Source organism: Novosphingobium oxfordense, assembly GCF_044029435.1.
Classification (GTDB): Bacteria; Pseudomonadota; Alphaproteobacteria; order Sphingomonadales; family Sphingomonadaceae; genus Novosphingobium.
This window is the reverse complement of the sequence record NZ_CP147008.1, coordinates 1,606,160-1,622,581: the sequence shown is the minus strand read 5'-3', so window position 1 is coordinate 1,622,581 and position 16,422 is coordinate 1,606,160. Positions and strand designations below refer to the sequence as shown.

Sequence of the window (16,422 nt, the reverse complement as noted above, 5' to 3'; positions counted from 1 at the left end):
GAGCAAAAGCATGGCAGAAAAGTCACGCTCCCAAATGAATGCGCTACACCCATCTTGCGAGCGCCTCGCATTAGCGCTAGCGGCCCCGGCAAGGAACGACACTTTGCATCAGAGGCTACCAATGACCATGAATACCGCCCGGCGCCGCCTGTTAGTGAGCACAGCTTCCGGCATAATCCTGGCGGCCCTGCTCGTCGGTCCGGCTCAGGCCCATGCGGAAGCGGCCGATGCCAATTCCACGGGCGGCCGTGACGATATCGTCGTGACCGGCACGCGCGCCGTGACAGACGCCAGCTCGGGCACCAAGAGCGATCTGCCCATCGCCGAAACCCCGCAGTCACTGACCGTCATCGATTCGGCGACGATTTCCAAGCTGGGCGTCCAGAACCTGAACCAGGCGCTGCGCTTCGTGGCCGGCGTCACGCCGGAAACGCGCGGTTCGTCCGCCGAAGTCTACGACCAGTTCAAGCTGCGCGGATTCGACGTCGACACCTATCTCGACGGACTGCGCCAATATGCCAGCGCTACCGGCTATGCATCGCCGCAAGTCGACATGTCCCGCCTCGATCGTATCGAAGTGGTCAAGGGCGCGGCATCGGCGCTTTACGGTGCGTCGAGCCCGGGCGGCCTTGTCAACATGCAGAGCAAGCTGCCGATCGACAACGCCTTCTACGGCGCGGTATCGGGCTCCTACGGCAACTATGACGCTTATCGCATCGATGCCGACATCGGCGGCAAGATCGGCAGCGGCGTCCTCTGGCGCCTCTACGGCAGCGCCAACGGCGCCGATACGCAACAGGATATCGGCAAGCGCGAACGGCAGACGGTATCGGGCGCAGTCACGCTGGGTTCCGGCACGTCGACCGATTTCACGGTGCTCGCCGCCTATTCGCACGATCCGTACAACGGCAACTACGGCGCATTCCCGGCTTACGGCACGCTTGACGACAATCCGCAGGGCAAGATTTCAACCTCGTTCTACGGCGGCGAACCGAACGACTTCTTCAGCCGCGAACAGTTTGGCCTGACCTACATCTTCAACCACGATTTCGGTTCGGGTTGGAAGTTCCGCTCTTCGGCGCGCTATCAGTACGTCAAGAGCCAGCTTGGCATCGTCTACACCAGCGGCGGCTATAACAGCGACACGGACTATACCCGCGCGTCCTACGCCACCAACGAAGAACTGAACACGTTCACGTACGACAACCAGCTGACCGGCAAGGTGAACACCGGCGGCATCGAGCACAGCCTGCTGTTCGGCGTGGACCGCCAGGTCGCGCACTCCAGCGAACTCTATGCATTCGGCACCGCGAACGACATCAATCCCTACGACCCCGTCTACGGAACGATGCCGACGCCTAGCGATCCCTATCACGTGCCCGGCTACGTCGATCCGCTGACTTATTCCGGATACGATCCGAACACCTACATCACGCCCACACTGACCAAAGCGCAGCAGCGCCAACAGGGCCTCTACGCGCAGGACCAGATTTCGGTGGGCGGCCTGCGGGTCCTCCTCAGCGGCCGTTACGACTGGGCGCGTGCGCGCGTCGATGGCATTGGTCGTAACGACGGGAAGTTCACGTACCGCGTTGCTGCCCTCTACAAGACCGACCTGGGCCTTTCGCCCTATGTCACCTACTCGACCTCGTTCCAGCCTTCGGCCAGCTATGTCGCCACCGGGTTCGACGCCAATGGCAATCCCATCCTCGCCATCGCCAAGCCGACCACCGGCAAGCAGATCGAGGCCGGTGCCAAGTACCAGATCCCCGGCACCGACATTCTGGTGACTGCGGCCTACTTCCACATCGAGCAGAGCAATCTGGTCGATGCCGTGCCGCTGAAAAATTACTCGCTCCAGACGGGCAAGGTGCGTTCGCAGGGTGTGGAAGTAGAAGCTTCCGGCACGCTGCCTTACGGTTTCGACTTCCGCCTGGCATTCAGCCGCCAGAGCGTGAAGGTCGTGAAGGACACGGACGAAACGCTTGTGGGCAAGGGCCTGGCCGTCGTCGGCAAGGGCGGCGTCTCCGCGAACATCAACTGGACCGCACAGTCCGGCGCGCTTGACGGCCTGAAGATCGGCGGCGTGGTTCGTCACGTCGACGAGACTTATGCCGGCAATTCAATCTACACCCCCGGCTACACCGTGTTCGATGCACTGGTACGCTACGATCTGGGCAAGGCGATCCCGAGCCTCGACCGCGTGACGCTGGGCCTGAATGCCGCGAACATCTTCGACAAGAAGTATCTGACCAGCTGCTACGCCGCCTATGGCTGGTGCTGGTACGGCAACCGCCGCACCGTTCAGGGCACGATCGGCTTCACCTGGTAAGCGGATCCGCCGCAACAGCAACAGAAGACGGCGCGCACCGCAGGGTTGCGCGTCGTTTTTCTTTTGAACTCACCGACCCTCCGGCAGCGAAAGCCGGACATCGCACACCCCTATCGGCAAAGATGAGCTGAAAGAGCGAAGTTTTCTGCCGTTCGCCCCCCCATTGCGGTCAACGGTATTCAGAGGGGAGAGGCTTAGCAGGAAGAGCCTTCATCGAACATCGGCGAGCTTCACTCAATCGTTCGTATTCAACTCGATTATATGAACCTGCCGAATTACGTCGAAGCCACCAAGTGCGCACATCACGCGGCTCCGACGCGTGTTGCATAGACCTAACAGTTAATCGGGAAGATTTTACCGATCCCTCAAGGACCTTATTGACCTCAACTTCGAGGGCGTAGGGAAATGTTAGATACATGTATCCCTTGCGTTCACGGACGCTGCCCTCTCTTTGACTCACGATACTTCCTAGAACCTTCGCGTCGTAACACTCAGCATGGGCATTGACTGTTCCTGCGGTTAGAAAGCATGCCACCAGCGCCAAGATGAATGAGAAGCGGGGTTGTAATCGCATCTCGGCAAAGTACCGGACGTAACGTCCGCTAACCACTCGCGATTGCCGTTTTGAGATAGGATTCGAAGCACACGCAAACAGGGCTGGTAGCAATGGCGGGAGTTCCAGCGTCACCCACCAAACAAATAGCCGTGATTGGGTGAAAAGCGGACGCGCAGCGCGCTACCATTTTGCATGGCGGAGCATAGTTTTTTCCGTTCGATTGGGACGAAGTCGCGCGCGAACAAGTTAACGACGTGCTCGGGTTAAACGCACCATCATAAACGATGGGATACAGTTGAATTTGCGTCGGAACCACGACTGTTGTGGTAGCGGTAGAGCCAGACAAGGACCAAATTATTGTAGCTCTTGCAGCCCAGCCCGGCGGTGACGGATGGGAGCGAATCCCGACGTTTGATATTACGGTTAACAAGCGCCTCAGATGGACTTGGATCGCGATCAATTACCATCGGTACAAAGACAGCATCACCGTCGCGTTTGGCGATGTCGTCCCCGATGTGCTCACGCCTCGATGCCCCTTTTTGCCCGAGACCTTTTCACTGGCGTGCTTCCACCTAACACCACGCCGGGCTTTACGCCCGCAGTGAGGCGCCCACCACCGTTCTCGAAGATTCCCGTGGGCGGCATCCACAAGCGGAGCCGCCCAATAGTCCTTGGCTAAATTGCCGCGATCCCGCTAATCGACAATGAAGGTCGTTGTTGCGATGCTGTGGAGCACCGCCACCTTGCCAAGGCTGGTCTGGCCACCATTTTCGTCCTTGTGCGAAGCTGTAAGGATGTAGCGGCCCTTTTCGCGCGCAGGTACATCGAACATGCCTTGCGCATCGGTCTTCAGCGATTTGGACCATTTCTCGGGCGAGATCGCCGTAACGCTGGCATCGCCGACCGGCTTGCCGTCGCGGATCAGGACAAAGCGATTGCCGCCTGCCGCCACCGGTGCGATCTCGAACGGCATGGCAGCGCGCGGCTCCGCGCGGCCGGCTCGCGCGAAGTAGGCAACGCCTTCCTTCTTATCGGCCGGGCCCCAAGGTTCGAAAACCGTGTCGTCGTGCGCACGCACATCACCGGGAGCGACCGCGACTTCAAGATATCCTGCTTTCCGGGCCAGCGGCGCCTTGCTGGCCGGCAGCAACTTCGGCGCCTTCAGGTGATCGAACTCAGGATCGCCCCCTTGGGGCAGCATTTCGGCGGGTTCCCCCAGATAGATGCGCGCGGGGCCCGCGCCATCGCGCTCGATCCACACTTCATGGGCCTGGGCAGCCGGCGCGGCGAGTGCCAGGAAGATTGGCGTCAGGTATCTGATAGTCATTGTATACTCCGTGGATTGATGGCGGCCATATGCGCCGGTTGCTGGGATTGGCGACGCTAGAGCTCAGTAAAGATTGTCCTCGTAATCCTTATCGAGGCCCTTCTTCATCAGGCCTTTCATGCCCGGAATTGAGACGCTTGCTCGGGCAAGCGCGGCGCTAAGGCCGCGCGTCTTGTTGAGCCGGATGTGTTCGATGAAGAGCTTGGTCGGCTCTATCCCCTCCTCCGGCGTAACCGGCCACAGTCCAGCGCGGATCAACGCCCCGCTGTCACGCAAACTCAACGCCTCGATCGCGACGCCAACCGCCAGTAACGGGCGCTTGTCCTGAACCGTGAAGCGCGAACGTACCGAGACGTCGGTTGTCAGACTGGCGCGGCCACGAACGATCGCGACTTTGGTGCTGCCCGGCACCAGCAAGGCCAACGCGACATGTGGACGTTCCAGGATATTGCGGAAGCTGTCGGCACGACGATTGCCGGGACGATCAGCGAACCAGATCACCCCCTCCTCCCACTCTGCCATGCCACCTGCGGGATCGCCCTTGGGGCTAAGATCCGCCCAACTCTGCCCACCGACTGTCGCAAGCGCCAGAAACCGGCTCCGTTCGACGAAGGCCGCCACATCATCCGGGGCGGCGCAGGGCGAGGCACTCCAGAATTGCGAGCGGATCATGGCCTTGGCGCAATGGCCGTAGCATTCTTCAACAGCGACGTGGGCCAGTTCGCGATCTACACCGGTCACGCGGCCATTCACGCGCAAGGTTTCGCCCACGCCCGGCAGCAGGAACAGCGCCCCCACCGGAGCGCCGGGCTTCGCCAAGCGGGGATCGTCCAGCGTGGCAAGCGGCAGGCGCAGTTCGTGCTGGTCGCCGCCGGCAAATCCCGCCGCTCCGCCGGCAAGCGTGACTTGCAGGCCATGTCCGCTGCCGAAGCCAATAAACGCGAGGGGCGATCGAGCGATCCAGCCCAGCGCGCCGGCGTCCAGATGATCGATCACTTTCAGATGCATGGCTGGCGGCGTCTTGCCAATCACCGCTTCCAGTTCGGCAACGGTGGCAATCTCGGTAGGGTCCATCATCGGTCCATCCGCTGGCTATGATCGGGCCGCCTCATCGGGCGTCAGAACTCGCGCGACAACGTCAGGCGCCAGTTGCGTGGATTGCCAGGCGTGACGCGATCGATGCCGCCAGTGTCGGGCCAGTACCGCTTGTCCAACAGGTTGGCGACGGTCAATTGGGCGCCCCAACCATCTCGCCGATAGGAAACACCGGCATCGACCAGCGTATAAGCCGGCAGCCAGAGCAAGACTGAGCCATCCGGCTGAGTCGAATAGATGTCGCCATTGCGCCTGCTGTTGTAGGAAATACCCAGCGTCCCACCCAGCCCTGCGAGTGGGCCGGCGGGCACTTCGTATTGCGCGAAAGCGCCGATGTTGTGCTTGGGCACGTTGGACAGCGGCGTTCCGACCGTGAAGAAATTGTCCTTGGTCACCTTGGCCTCGACGTATGTGTAGGCCAGGTTGATGCTCAGTCCTTTCAGCGGCTGCCACTGCAATTCCGCCTCGACACCGCGCGCCCGTTGCTCACCCGTCACGACGTAATAGTCGAGGTAGATCGGATCCGCCGTGGTGACGTTCTGGCGGGTCAACTGGTATATGGCCACGCTGCCGCTAAGCGGAACGGTTTCGGGCGCGAACTTGACGCCGGCCTCGATGTTCTTGCCGCGCTCGGGCGGAACCGGGCCGCCGATGGGATTCCCATCGACATCGAAGCCAACAACCTGCTGGCTGTAGAGCTGCGGCAGGAACGACCTGGACCAGCTGGCATAGGCATTGACGCCGGTGGCAAGCTTCAGCGTGGCGCCGACACGCGGGCTGAACGCATCGTCCTTCTGCCCCGAAGCGTCGGCCCAGTCGTATCTTCCGCCCACCGTCAAGGTGACGAGATCGCCGAATTTCAGATGGTCCTGAAGGTAGATCCCGGTCTGGTGCGCCTTGCTGGCGCCCGGCGCCCCCTGAACGAACGAGGTATCGAGAACGGCGTTGTAGTCCGGATTGGCGATGTTCAGCGGGAAATGCGTGGGATCGTAGTCGCCACCGCTGAAGTAGGTTTCGCGGTTCTGGCGGTAATCGATCCCGGCTAGCCATTCGTGCACGATCTGGCCGGTTGCGAACTTGCCCTTCAGGCGGCTGTCGACCGCGAAGTCCTTGTCCGTCGCATTATAGGGACCATAGAAGTAGCGGCCGATGGTGTCGGTCGGCGTATCCGTAGAGTTGCCGTCGGCATCGATGAACCCGGCGGCGAACATCCAGCGGTTCCAGTATTCCTTACGGTGCGTGTAGCGCAGGGTTTGCGAAAAGCTGATCGCATCGCTGAAGCGGTGATCGAAGATGTAGCCGATCTGAATCCGGTTGCGATTGTTGATGACTCGCTGGCTACCGGCGTTATTGACCGCAAAGTCTTCGGGAATTTCCACCAGTCCCGGCAGGACCGTGCCATAGGCCGGAACCGGAGAGATCGGGTTATCACGGTCGCGCTGATAGCGGCCCAGCACGGTGAGCGTGGTATCGGGGCCGGGCTTCCAGGTGATCGACGGCGCGATGAAGATGCGGTTGATCCCGGCATTCCGCACGAAGCTGTCGGCATCGCGGTAGGTGAGGTTCAGTCGCGCCAACAAGGTATGATCGCTGTTGAGCGGAGCGTTGGCATCTACAGTGCCCTCAATGAGATTCCAGGACCCGGTCGACGCCGTAACCTTCACGAAGGCGTCGTCCTTCGGGCGCTTGCTGACCAGATTGATGAGGCCGCCGAGAGGCGCCTGGCCAAACAGCATCGATGCCGGGCCTTTCAGAACCTCAACCTGCTCGACAGCGGACAATTCCTGGTTGAAGCCGACGCCGGCCTCATTGATCAAACCATCCAGGTAGACGCTGCCATAGGCCGCATCGAACCCACGGATCGTATAGGCGTCATAGAAGCCATAGGTCGTGCTGCGAGAGACCCCAGCCACCGTGCGCAAGGCCTCAGAAAGGCGAGTTACTCCGCGTGCTTCGATGTCTTGCGCCGAGACGATGGAAATGGCCTGCGGCGTCTCGATCACCGGGATATCGGCCTTGCCCGCAACAACGGCGTCCTCGAGACGCGCGCCCGTCACAACGATGTCCGAGCGCGAAACAATCTCCCCTTCCTGCGCTTGTGCTGCAGTACTCAGTGCCAGCATCGAACCAGACAGGCCGGCAAAGGTAAAAGCTCTCATCGACACCCCCTCGATTTTCGAGCTTATTACTGCTATTGCGACTTATCCGCAATATCGTTTTGCAGCAACGCCGGGTAGAAACGCTGCTGGGGCTCTCCGTTAACCGCGAGAAAACGGACGAAGGGTTGGCCCGGAAACTCTCGATTGAGCACTGAGCTCGCTCTGACAAGCGAGCTTGTACAGCCGTGATGGAAATTGACCGCGAGCGTTTGCAGTATTTCCAGAGGCTTTCGTGGAACTGGGCTTCGGTAAGGATGAGGTAAGAACGCGAGGCAGCCGTTGATCCGGCGGGTTAGCTGCCAAAGGTTCGATCCAACTCGCGGCGTTGTCCGGTCGATTGTTTCTTTCGGCCACAAAGGAAGCGCTCAATAGCGCCTAAATGACGCGAGATGGGTCAGGAAATTCCGAAAGGTCGTGGGACAAAGGTGCCGTTCCGAAGCACCGCACGGAACGGCACCTTCGGCTGCAAAATCGGACAATATTGCCTGCATATCTACTGGAGCATCATTGTTCACGACAATGGACGGCCGCCGACGCAGCTTGCATCGGGCGGCCGCATTTTGCCGCCGCTCGATGCAGGTTAGTTCGGTCAAATCGATAGTCACGTCCCAACAGACAGTTGGAGGCCATGGACGCACCCGATGCTAGCGAAGGTGGGAAACCCGAGATTTCTACAGTTCACCGGTATCGAAACGTGCAGTGTTATTGTTGAGAGTTGCAGCTTCGGTCGTGAGGTTTCGGGCAGCAGCAGATGTTTCCTCCACCATCGCCGCGTTCTGCTGCGTTGAATGGTCCATCGTCGAGACCGCCGCGCTGATCTGCGTGATCGCGACGGACTGAGCCTGGTTGTCGGCCGCCATCTGCCCCAGCAACGAGTGCACTTCGGTAACGCCGCCCGAAATGTTCGCGAACGCGCCGTCAACACGCTGCACCGCCTCTACCGCCGTACCGATGTCGCTTTGCGTCGCGGTCAACTGTTCGCGCGCCCGCTTGGCTTCTTCTTCGGAGCGCATGGCCAGCGCCGACACGAGATCGGCAACAACTGCAAACCCGCGACCGGCATCGCCCGCACGCCCAGCCTCGACAGCGGCGTTCATGGCGAGAACGCGCGTCTGAAATGCGATCTTGTCGAGCCCCTCGATCACGGAATCGATGCCCCTGGCGCTGTCACTGACGCGCCCCATGGCCTGCACCGCCTCGTCGGCGACATCCCGGCCGCCCGAGACTGTCAAGAGCGCTTCATCGGCCCGCAGCACTGTCTGTGATGCCGCGTGGGCCGAAGCCCGAAGGCGCTGGTCGATCTGAACGAGCGCGGCGGACGTCTCTTCGAGACTTGCGGCATTCGCCTCGGTTCGGCGAGCAAGATCCTCCGATGCCTGAGCGATTTCCGCTGAACCGGTCTTGATGCCATTAGCGCTGTTGGCGACCGCGCCGATCATATGGCGAAGCTCGGCGAGGGCAGCGTTGAAGTTGTCTTTCAGCGCCAGATAGCCCGACGGGAACGCCTCGGTGATTTCGCGTGTGAGATCGCCCTGACGTAGCGCATTGAGCCCCTCTCCCACCGCGCCGGTGACGATTTCCTGGTCTTCGGCCAAGCGTCGGTCGGCATCGGCTTTCTCGGCGGCGGCCTGACGGAACACATCGGCGGCGCGGGCCATCGTGCCGATCTCGTCTTGCCGGCCAAGTTCAGGGATGGCCACATCCTCACCCTTGGCGAGCCGGTCGACCGCTTCGCTGAGCTTGCCCATGGGCCGGCCGATGATCCCGCCAGCGGCGTAGAACAGGCTGACAAGGACCGCTCCCACGATCACCAGACCGCCGATCACCAGTTGCCATGCCATCCTGTGCGCGGGCGACGCGATGGTGGCTTCCGGGACGTCCAACACAACCGCCCAGGTCGTGTTGAGCCCCTGAAATGCTACGGGACGAATGACGCGGCGTGTCGGCACGCCGTCGACTTCGATATCGGTCAGGACCCGCGTTTCGCCGCTGGCGATCGCCGCCTTCACATCATCCAGACCGGGGTCAGCGTAGAGTTTGCCAAGACGTGCTGCATCCGGATTGGCTACCCATATTGCATTGGCAGACAGCAGCGTGACACGACCGGTGCCAAACGGCTTGAGCTTCGACAAGCGCTCGGAGATGCTGCTCAACTCCATGTCGAGGCCCGCCACCCCAATAACCCGGTTACCCGAACGGACGGGCTGTGTGATCGAGGTCATCAGCACTGTGCGGCCGCCCGCGTCGAACATGTAGGGATCGAGGATCGCGCCATCACCGCTTTCGAACGACTTACGGAAAAAGGGCTTGTTGTAGCCCTCAGCCGCATTGTTCGGAATTTGCGCAACTGTCCCATTGTTCTTGACCCAATAGGGACGAAAATTGCCATCCTTGCTGGTGCCTGGCTGACCGCCCTTGCCGACGTCCGGCCCATCCCATTGGTCGGGTGCGATCATGGTCCAGGCGCCCAGCGCCACCTTGGACTTGAGCAAGTCCGTCTTGAGCACGGCCGTCGCGATGCTGCGGTCGCGGGCGCCCTTTCCGTGCAGATTGCTCATCGTTGAAGCCAACGTGCGTGCGGTCGCCTCGAAAGTGGCGATATCGCTCTTTACCTGATTGCCCTCGGCATTGGCCTGGGCGAGCGCGGACTGATCCGACAATTCGCCCACTGCGGACCGAGTTTCGAAAACGACAGCGGTAAAACCGAACAGGAGCAGCACGGCGATCGCCAATCCGGCGACAGTCATCAGCTTGCCCGCAATGTGCATGCGGTGGAACATGTCTCTCATTTTCCAGCTCCTGGAATTCTTGGGAGGCTTGCAGCACGGGGGGAAGCATCCGTGAACGCGAGGGCGAATGGCTGGGCCAAGGCGCCCCGACAGGCCGGAACAACTGCATGCAAATCCCGCTTAGGACCGATAGTGCAGTCCTATTATGGGATGGTATACCGTCATCCGGCCTACAAATGATGGTTTGGTCAAGAAATGATGGGAAAAATTAGATTGTGTGGGTGGAGAGCGGACGTCGGCGTGCGCCAATCATCAAACGCGATTGTGTCCAGCGCGTCTTACCACGTCGCAAAAAGGCAATCCCAGGTGCAAATCGCGCAATTGAATGCCCATGCTTCGGGGCCCATATCGCGCCTGCCTTTCAGGCATCCTCTCCCAAAACCTATTACAGCCCGTCCTTGTGACGGGCTTTTTTTTTTTGCAACAGGTCGGGCGAGACGGAGCAGTCGCTGCTTTTCCCATCCCGCTCGATAAGGATTACTTGTTCTTCAGCATCTCAATGGCGATTAGCGACGCCTCGCGCACATGTTCGCGGCACGCTTTGGCCGCCGCTTCCGCGTTGCGGCTGGCAATGGCATCGACGATCTTGGAAAGTCGCTTCAGACCGGCCGCCTGACGGCCCACGACAGAGAGCGTCATGGCACGCATCTGACTGATACGGCTGTTCAGCCGCTGCACGATTTCCCAGGCGATTTCGTGCCCGCCGGTCGTAAAGATCACTTCATAGAAATGCGTCGAGGCATTGAGCGCAGCAACGGGGTTCTTGTCGTGATGCGCGGCTTCGATCGCCTCCAGTGCACTGCGCAGGCTGGCGACGGTTTCGTCCGAGGAGCGCTCTGCGCAAGCCGCCGCCGCCGAGGATTCGAGCTGCATGCGGATCTCATAGATCTGCTGGGCCTGCTCCGGAGAGATAGTCGAAAGGCGCGGCCCGGATGGCGTGCTCTCGACCAGGCCTTCGGATTCCAGATTGCGGATGACTTCGCGGATCACCGAGCGACTGACGCCAAGGCGCTCCCCCAGGCTGCGTTCCACAAGCCGTTCGCCGGGCGCGATCTGGCCCTGCATGATGGCGTCGCGCACCCGATCCAGCGCGATAAGCCTCAAGGTCTGCGGCCGCGCTTCGATCCGTTCCAAATCATCCTCCACAAAGGGTTTCGTTAATCGTGCCACCCTCATGACAAGAACCGTTGCATGTGTCTAGTCTTCTGGTATACCACCATACAACATTCCAAGGAGGTTGCCCGATGGCCCTGAAGATTCGCAAGCTTGTGTCCTATGTCGAAGAAGTCCGGATCGAAGGGGGCAAGGATGCCGAACGTCCCGTGACGACCGTGCTTGTGGCCGCGGTGGTAAAGAACCCTTGGGCTGGCCGCGGCTTCGTCGAGGATCTTCAGCCGGAAATCCGCGCCTATGCTTCGGACCTCGGCGCGCTTATCGTCGAGAAGTTGACGACCACCATCGGCGGCGCCGACAAGATCGAGGCCTATGGCAAAGCCGCCGTCGTCGGCGGCGCGGGCGAAATCGAGCACGCATCGGCGCTGATCCACACGCTGCGTTTCGGCAACCACTTCCGCGAGGCGGTGGACGCCAAGTCCTACCTCAGCTTCACCAACAAGCGCGGTGGGCAGAACACCTCGATCCAGGTGCCGATGATGCACAAGGACGACGAAGGCCAGCGCTCGCACTACATCACCGCCGAATTCGCCATTTCCGATGCCCCGCTCGACGACGAAATCGTCATCGTGCTCGGCGCTGCCGATGGCGGCCGCGTGCACCCGCGCATCGGCAATCGCTACCTCGACCTGGAAGCCATTGCCGCGGAGAAGGCCGCGCAGCAGGGCTGACCGTGGGCGCGGACACTTTCCCCACCGCGTATGAGGACGTGGGATATAGGGATGGGGGCGGAGACAATCCGCCCGTGATCCTTATCCACGGCGTCGGACTGTCGCAGGCGATGTGGGGGGCGCAGAAAGCTGCCCTTGGCCACGTCTATCGCGTCATCACGCTGGACATGCTGGGGCACGGCGCGAGCGTGGCTCCGGCCGCCGATGCGGGTCTGGACGATTACGCGGACCAAGTGGCCGAATTGATGGACCATCTGGGCATCGACAAGGCCATCCTGGTCGGCTTCTCGATGGGCGCACTGGTGGCGCGGGCCTTCGCGCTTCGTTTTCCCCAGCGCCTGTCGGCAATGGTCCTGCTCAACGGCGTCTTCAACCGCTCGGAGGCCGTGCGCGCCACGATCCTTGCCCGCGTGGACGAAGTGCGTCATGCCGGTCCCGCCGCCAATTCCGACGCCGCGATCGAACGCTGGTTCACCCCGGAGTTCCGTGCGGCCCAGCCCGGATACATCGCCGATCTGCGTGCCCATATGGCGGGCAACGATCATCACGGCTATCTGACGTCCTACGGCCTCTTCGCCAGCCAGGACAACTTCGGCGCGGACCGCCTGGGCGAGATCGCCGTGCCCACGCTGGTCGCCACCGGGGAATTCGATGTCGGCTCCACACCGGAGATGACCCGCGAACTGGCCGCCCGCATTCCCGGCGCTCAAGCCCAGGTCATTGCGCATGCACGCCACATGATGCCGGTGGAAATGCCGGAAGAGACCAATGCCCTGCTGTTAAACTACCTCGATACGATAACCCAGGCGCCCATAACTGCCGGAGAGGCTTCATGACCTTACGAAAATTCCAGATGCTGGTGAACGGCGCGTGGATCGACGCCGCATCGGGGAAGACCTATGAATCGATCAATCCAGCAACCGGCCGGGTTTGGTCGGTCCTCCCCGACGCCGACGAGGCGGATGCCGACCACGCCGTGCGCGCTGCCGACGCCGCGTTCCGCGGCCCGGCATGGCGCGGCCTTACTGCCACGACGCGCGGCAAATTGCTGCGCCGCCTGGGCGACCTGATCGCCGAGCATGCCAGCGAACTCGCAGAACTGGAAACGCAGGACAACGGCAAGCTGATCCGTGAGACGCGCGGCCAACTCGCCTATCTGCCCGAATTCTTCCATTACAGCGCTGGCCTTGCCGACAAGCTGGAAGGCAGCACGCTGCCGATCGACAAGGCCGACATGTTCGCCTTCACCGTGCCAGAGCCGCTTGGCGTTGTGGCCGCGATCATCCCGTGGAACAGCCCGCTTTATCTGACCGCGATCAAGCTTGCGCCGGCCCTCGCGGCGGGGAACACGCTGGTCATCAAGCCGTCCGAGCATGCCTCCGCCAGTATCCTCCGCTTCGCCGCGCTTGTCGCGGAAGCCGGCTTCCCCGCCGGTGTTGTAAACGTCGTGACCGGACTTGGCCCGAGCGCGGGCGCGGCGCTGACGAAGCACCCGTTGGTGCGCCGGATCGCCTTCACCGGCGGGCCATCCACTGCCCGTCACGTCATCAAGGCCAGTGCCGAGAACTTTGCCAAGCTCTCGCTGGAGCTAGGGGGCAAATCGGCTAACATCGTCTTCGACGACGCCGATCTTGAAAGCGCGGTGAACGGCGCCGTCGCGGGCATTTATGCCGCCTCCGGCCAAAGCTGCGTCGCCGGGTCGCGCCTGCTGGTGCAGGACGGCATCTACGAACGGTTCGTCGCCGCCCTGACCGCACGCATGGCCCGCATCCGCATCGGCGACCCGCTCGACCCGAATTCGGACATGGGCCCGATGGCGACCGAGCAGCAGCTCGGGATCGTCGAAAGCATGGTCGGCCGCGCTCGGGAAGAAGGTGCCGACGTACTCGCGGGCGGCCAGCGTCCTGCCGGCCACGAGGGCTGGTATTACGAGCCGACCTTGCTGGCCTGCACGTCCGAGAAACTGGACGTGGTGCAGAACGAAGTCTTCGGCCCGGTCGCAGCAATCATGCGCTTCAACGACGACGCCGAAGCGCTCGCCTTGGCGAACGGCACCGAATATGCGCTGGCAGCGGGCATCTGGACGCGCGACATCGGCCGTGCGCACCGCTTTGCGCGCGATATCCATGCCGGGATCGTCTGGGTGAACACCTACCGCGCGGTCTCCGCCATGGCGCCGATCGGCGGCTTCGGCGCAAGCGGCTACGGGCGTGAAGGCGGTATCCACGCCGTGCTCGACTACACCGAACTGAAGACCGTCTGGGTCAACCTGTCGGAACAGCCGATGGGCGATCCCTTCGTGATGCGGTGAGAGGATAACAAAATGACCACAAGCACGATCGCTCCGGCCGAATTCCAGGCGGAGTTCCGCAAGGCCATGGCCGAATTCCCTTCGGGCGTCACTGTTGTGACGGCCCTCGACGAGCAGGGCGGACTAGTGGGTTTTACCGCCAGCGCCTTCAGCTCGCTATCGCTGGACCCGCCGCTGGTCCTTGTATGCCCGGCACTGAGCTCCGCCACTTACCCGCACCTTGTGCGTGGCGGACGTTTCGCCATCCACATCCTCGCGGCCGATCAGCAGGACCTTGCCATGGCCTTCGCCTCGAAGGGGGCGGACAAGGTAGCGGCACTCGATTGGACGCTCAGCGATCTCGGCAATCCACTGCTGAAGGGCGCGAGCTGCGTGCTGGAATGCAGCCTCTGGCGTGAATACGAAGGCGGCGACCACGCGATCCTCGTCGGCGAAGTGCTACGCATCGATCGCTGCGAAAGCGGCGTCCTGCTCTACCACCGTGGCCGCATGAGCAACCACGCCCTCCCGGAAGTCGAGGTCGTATCCGCATGACGATCCGCGATCTCCATCCTTTCCGGGACCGGGCCTTTGTTGGCGGCGTCTGGACTGCAGCTCTCGAAACGATGCCGGTGACTGATCCGGCAACTGGCGAGGTCATCGCGCAAGTACCCTACCTTGGCGGCGCAGAAACCCGCACCGCAATTGAAGCTGCACGCAAGGCGCAGGCCGAGTGGCGGGAGCAGACGGCCGGCGACCGTGCGGACCTTCTGCTGCGCTGGCATGCCCTTCTGCTGGAACATCAGGATGCGCTCGCCACAATCCTGACGGCGGAACAGGGCAAGCCTCTTGCCGAGGCGAGGGGCGAAATCCTCTACGCCGCCAGTTTCGTGCGCTGGTTCGCGGAAGAGGCGCGGCGGATCGAGGGTGAGGTCATTCCCGCGCCCCGTACGAACCAGCGCATCCTCGTCTGGAGCGAGCCGGTCGGCGTCGTTGCCGCCATCACCCCGTGGAATTTCCCGGCCGCAATGGTGACGCGCAAGGTGGCTCCCGCGCTTGCGGCAGGTTGCGCCATCATCGTCAAGCCGGCGCCGGAAACCCCGCTCACCGCCCTTGCCCTTGCCGCGCTTGCCGAAGAGGCTGGACTGCCCGCTGGGCTGCTCAGCGTGATCACGGGCGAGGCAGTCGCAATCGGTGAGGCTTTCATGAACAGTCCCGTCGTGCGCAAGCTCTCCTTCACGGGATCGACGGGCATCGGGCGCAAGCTGTACGAGCAGTCGGCACCAACGCTGAAGCGTCTGTCGCTGGAGCTTGGCGGGAATGCGCCCTTCCTCGTCTTCGACGATGCCGATGTTGACGCCGCAGTCGAAGGGGCGATGCTCGGCAAATATCGTAATGCCGGGCAGACCTGTGTTTGCGTGAACCGTTTCCTGGTGCAGGACGGCATTCATGACGCTTTCGTCGAGCGGCTGCGGCAACGGGTCGAAGGCCTTGTCCTCGGGCGCGGTACGGATGACGGTGTGACGATCGGACCACTCATCAACGAACGCGCGGTCGAAAAGGTCGAGCAACATATCAACGATGCTGTCACGCGCGGCGGTCGCGTCCTGGCTGGCGGCGCGCGCAGAGAGGGGCTTTTCTTCGAGCCGACCCTGATTGCGGACGTGCCCCGCGATGCTCGGGTGGCATCGGAGGAAACCTTCGGGCCGCTCGCAGCGATAATCCGCTTCAGCACCGAGGAAGAGGCCATCCGCCTTGCCAACGATACCGAATTCGGGCTCGCCGCCTATGCCTATACCCGCGACATCGGCCGCGCCATGCGCGTCGCCGGTGCGCTTGAATACGGCATGGTCGGGCTGAACGAGGCGGCGATTTCCACCGAAGTTGCCCCGTTCGGCGGGATCAAGGCATCCGGCATGGGCCGCGAGGGCTCACGCCATGGCATCAGCGACTACCTTGAATTGAAATACGTGATGATGGGAGGACTGTAACCTCCCACGGGCCCCCGGGTCGCAATGACGAAAGCCCCG

13 protein-coding genes are annotated in these 16,422 nt (G+C 62.0%); 8 read left to right on the top strand and 5 right to left on the bottom strand.

All coding sequences use genetic code 11. From position 1 onward, the window contains the following. Positions 1-121 precede the first annotated feature (121 nt). Positions 122-2,332: a TonB-dependent siderophore receptor gene (locus WBP07_RS29900; RefSeq protein WP_395396865.1), complete on the top strand. Its 2,211-nt coding sequence runs from the start codon at positions 122-124 to the stop codon at positions 2,330-2,332. 855 nt (positions 2,333-3,187) lie between these two features. After that, positions 3,188-3,493, top strand: coding sequence for a DUF6334 family protein (locus WBP07_RS29895; RefSeq protein ID WP_395398279.1), 306 nt, complete (start codon positions 3,188-3,190; stop codon positions 3,491-3,493). An 89-nt stretch (positions 3,494-3,582) separates the two neighbouring features. On the opposite strand, the gene WBP07_RS29890 is transcribed toward WBP07_RS29895, so the two are convergent. The 3 genes from WBP07_RS29890 to WBP07_RS29880 all read right to left on the bottom strand — a co-directional run bounded on the left by WBP07_RS29890 (position 3,583) and on the right by WBP07_RS29880 (position 7,469). Further along, entirely contained in the window at positions 3,583-4,215 is a 633-nt protein-coding gene (locus tag WBP07_RS29890) for a DUF4198 domain-containing protein (RefSeq protein ID WP_395396864.1), read from the bottom strand. A gap of 63 nt (positions 4,216-4,278) precedes the next feature. After that, positions 4,279-5,292 (bottom strand): pyridoxamine 5'-phosphate oxidase family protein, encoded by a 1,014-nt coding sequence (locus WBP07_RS29885; RefSeq protein ID WP_395396863.1) that lies wholly within the window; start codon positions 5,290-5,292, stop codon positions 4,279-4,281. Between the two features lie 41 nt (positions 5,293-5,333). After that, positions 5,334-7,469 carry a TonB-dependent siderophore receptor gene (locus WBP07_RS29880; RefSeq protein WP_395396862.1) on the bottom strand — a complete coding sequence of 712 codons (2,136 nt, stop codon included), beginning with the start codon at positions 7,467-7,469 and terminating at the stop codon, positions 5,334-5,336. A 389-nt stretch (positions 7,470-7,858) separates the two neighbouring features. Between WBP07_RS29880 and WBP07_RS29875 the strand changes: the two genes are divergently transcribed. Then, on the top strand, positions 7,859-8,053 hold the full coding sequence (locus WBP07_RS29875) for a hypothetical protein (RefSeq protein ID WP_395396861.1): 195 nt from the start codon (positions 7,859-7,861) through the stop codon (positions 8,051-8,053). An 87-nt stretch (positions 8,054-8,140) separates the two neighbouring features. On the opposite strand, the gene WBP07_RS29870 is transcribed toward WBP07_RS29875, so the two are convergent. After that, positions 8,141-10,216 carry a methyl-accepting chemotaxis protein gene (locus tag WBP07_RS29870; RefSeq protein ID WP_395396860.1) on the bottom strand — a complete coding sequence of 692 codons (2,076 nt, stop codon included), beginning with the start codon at positions 10,214-10,216 and terminating at the stop codon, positions 8,141-8,143. Positions 10,217-10,735: 519 nt separating this feature from the next. Beyond that, positions 10,736-11,392, bottom strand: a complete 657-nt coding sequence (locus WBP07_RS29865) for a GntR family transcriptional regulator (RefSeq protein ID WP_395396859.1) — start codon at positions 11,390-11,392, stop codon at positions 10,736-10,738. A gap of 110 nt (positions 11,393-11,502) precedes the next feature. Between WBP07_RS29865 and WBP07_RS29860 the strand changes: the two genes are divergently transcribed. From WBP07_RS29860 to WBP07_RS29840, 5 genes are all read left to right on the top strand, one after another. Next, the gene (locus tag WBP07_RS29860; RefSeq protein WP_395396858.1) at positions 11,503-12,102 is read left to right on the top strand and encodes an amino acid synthesis family protein; all 600 of its coding nucleotides are present in this window, start codon (positions 11,503-11,505) and stop codon (positions 12,100-12,102) included. Between the two features lie 74 nt (positions 12,103-12,176). Continuing rightward, on the top strand, positions 12,177-12,938 hold the full coding sequence (locus WBP07_RS29855) for an alpha/beta fold hydrolase (protein WP_395396857.1): 762 nt from the start codon (positions 12,177-12,179) through the stop codon (positions 12,936-12,938). Beyond that, a complete protein-coding gene (locus WBP07_RS29850; protein ID WP_395396856.1) occupies positions 12,935-14,413 on the top strand; it encodes an aldehyde dehydrogenase in 1,479 nt (492 codons plus the stop codon). The genes WBP07_RS29855 and WBP07_RS29850 overlap by 4 nt, the downstream gene beginning before the upstream one ends. 12 nt (positions 14,414-14,425) lie before the next feature. After that, positions 14,426-14,947: a flavin reductase family protein gene (locus tag WBP07_RS29845; protein WP_395396855.1), complete on the top strand. Its 522-nt coding sequence runs from the start codon at positions 14,426-14,428 to the stop codon at positions 14,945-14,947. Beyond that, positions 14,944-16,383: an NAD-dependent succinate-semialdehyde dehydrogenase gene (locus tag WBP07_RS29840; protein WP_395396854.1), complete on the top strand. Its 1,440-nt coding sequence runs from the start codon at positions 14,944-14,946 to the stop codon at positions 16,381-16,383. The genes WBP07_RS29845 and WBP07_RS29840 overlap by 4 nt, the downstream gene beginning before the upstream one ends. Positions 16,384-16,422: the final 39 nt, after the last annotated feature.